Source organism: Bacteroidota bacterium (genome assembly GCA_030706565.1).
In the GTDB taxonomy this organism is placed as follows: domain Bacteria; phylum Bacteroidota; class Bacteroidia; order Bacteroidales; family JAUZOH01; genus JAUZOH01.
Genome location: JAUZOH010000476.1, coordinates 1 through 2,690, shown reverse-complemented (window position 1 = coordinate 2,690; position 2,690 = coordinate 1). Strand labels below are relative to the sequence as shown.

2 protein-coding genes are annotated in these 2,690 nt (G+C 39.5%); one reads left to right on the top strand and one right to left on the bottom strand.

Annotated features, from left to right (window positions below; all coding sequences use genetic code 11):
* Positions 1–990, bottom strand: a 990-nt coding sequence (gene metG / locus Q8907_15725; GenBank protein MDP4275719.1) for a methionine--tRNA ligase, incomplete at its 3' end; no start/stop codon positions are given.
* Positions 991–1,552: 562 nt separating this feature from the next.
* On the opposite strand from metG, the gene Q8907_15720 reads away from it, so the two are divergent.
* Positions 1,553–2,690: TolC family protein (locus Q8907_15720; GenBank protein MDP4275718.1), on the top strand; the 1,138-nt coding region annotated here is incomplete at its 3' end.

Sequence of the window (2,690 nt, the reverse complement as noted above, 5' to 3'; positions counted from 1 at the left end):
TTTATCCCCCTCCAGGTTCAAAAACTCATTGGCAGGTACATTATCGGGCAGGATATATGAACCGTCGGCCTTCAGCATGGAAGGGAAAATGATGCAATGGAAAACGATATTGTCTTTCCCGATAAAATGGACCAGCTTGGTGTCCTGATCTTTCCAATATTTTTCCCAATCCGTCGTCAAATCCTTGGTTGCAGAAATGTAGCCTATAGGAGCATCAAACCATACATAAAGAACTTTACCGGTTGCCCCGTCAACAGGGACAGGAATTCCCCAGTCAAGGTCGCGGCTGACAGCCCTGGGTTGTAAGCCCTGATCGAGCCATGATTTACACTGCCCGTAAACATTGGTCTTCCATTCCTTATGATCTTCGAGTATCCATTTTCTAAGCCATGCTTCATATTTGTCGAGAGGCAGAAACCAGTGTTTGGTACTTTTCAGAACAGGTTTGCTCCCGCTGATGGTCGAATGCGGGTTAATCAGGTCAGTGGCATTAAGGGAAGTACCACATTTTTCGCATTGGTCGCCATAAGCATTTTCGTTTCCACAATGAGGACAGGTGCCGGAGATATAACGGTCGGCCAGGAACTGCTGAGCCTCTTCATCATAATATTGTTCGGAAGTCTTTTCAATGAACAATCCTTTGTCATACAAATTGCGGAAAAATTCGGATGCAGTCTTTGCATGGGTTTTGGAAGTGGTACGCGAATAAATGTCAAACGAAATGCCAAACTCCGCAAATGAATCCTTAATAATTTTATTGTACTTGTCAACAATTACCTGTGGAGAGACTCCTTCCTGCCGGGCTTTGATAGTTATGGGCACCCCGTGTTCGTCGGAGCCACAGACGAATTTCACATCTTCCCCGTTCAAACGGAGATAACGGGCATAAATATCAGCCGGTACATATACACCGGCCAGGTGGCCAATATGAACCGGCCCGTTGGCATAAGGTAAAGCTGCAGTAAGAAGATATCTTTTATATTCTTTCATCCTGAACAATTAAATTTTCAATTAAACAATCCGGACTAAAAAATATTTTTTAGTCCATTATTCATAGTTTGCAAAGATATTTAAAATGGATTAAAAATATCAATTTCTGCCACCAAACACTTTCAGGTTAAATGAGTTTGAATAAAAAAAAGCACTGGTTTAATTTATCGTTCAGTTAATTCATCCTCTTGCAAGTGACCAGTAAGTTACGGAGATCATAGAGTATAAAGTGGGTATGAAATGGCCAGGAGCACGGAGAATAGAAGTGGTTTAATCTTCACGATTTTATCTAAATTAAAGCCTTAAATCTTGTAATCATCTATAATTCAGCCCAAACTTATTGAATCATGTCTTAAGTTTTTATCTTACGGTTTATTCAATTTTTTACTTTCTTTGTTTATTATTTTTGGTGATTTTTTGTATGAAATCCCAAGTTTCTCCAAAGTCACGGCCTAAGTTTGCAGGATTTAAAATTATTTTTAACGTTAAACCCGATATGATCTAATCTGGTCTAATGTTATTAATAAAATATCCCAATTTTTATTGATAAAAATTTCAGGATATGATGAAGATTATTCATGTTTATTTAACATTTCTGGTAGCTTTTCCCCTTTTGACAGAAGCTTTTATACAGGCCCAGACCCTCGATGATTATATCCAGGCCGGTCTGAAAAACAGCCCCCTTCTTAAGGACTACTCAAACCGTATCGATATTTCCACCCTGGACAGTTTATCGGTCAAAGCGGTCCAGATGCCACAGGTAAGTGCAAACGCCCAGATATTGTATGCCCCTTCATACAGGAACTTTGGTTACGACGAAGCCATCACCAACGGAGGAAATTACTCATCCGTTGTAAGCATTTCCCAACCTTTTTTTAACCGGAAAAATTTAGCCAACCAATACGAAAACCTAAACATTCAGAAACGTTCGGTGGCCAATGCAACAAAAATATCAACAGCCGACCTGAAACGCACGATTACAGACCAGTATCTCACAGCATATACCGATTACAGTGAATTGGAATTCAACAAAAAATTTCTAAAAATCATTTATGAAGAAAGGGATATATTGAGACAGCTGGTGGAACAAGGCATATATAAACAAACAGATTTTCTTTCCTTCACTATTGAAACACAGACCCAGGAGATGCTGATTCAGCAGCTTGACAACCAGCTCAAAAAAGATATACTTGGATTGAACCAAATTTGCGGTATAACGGATACAGCCAGGGCAGTATTAAGCCTTCCTGAAATAGGACAGGCTACCTTAACTAATCTTCAAACTTCCCCGCTATTCATTCAATTTAAAATTGACAGCCTCAAAATTGAAAACAGCAAACAGGCCGTTAATTTAAGATACCTTCCAAAATTAAGCTGGTTTGCCGATGCCGGTTTAAACAGCAGCACCTTATCTTCCGCATATCAGCATTTCGGCTATAGCGCAGGTTTAAATTTCAGCATCCCCATTTTTGACGGGAACCAGAAGAAACTGGATTACCAGAAACTGGCCATTTCGGAGAATACCCGTGCAAATTATGAAAGCTTTTTCAAGGCACAGTACAGCCAGCAAATCATGCAATTATCAAATGAATTTAACTCCACGCGTCAAATGGCAATTCAATTGAAAAAGCAATTACATACTGCCGAAGAGTTAATATCTCTGTCAAGATTACAACTCAGCAGCGGGAATATATCCATAA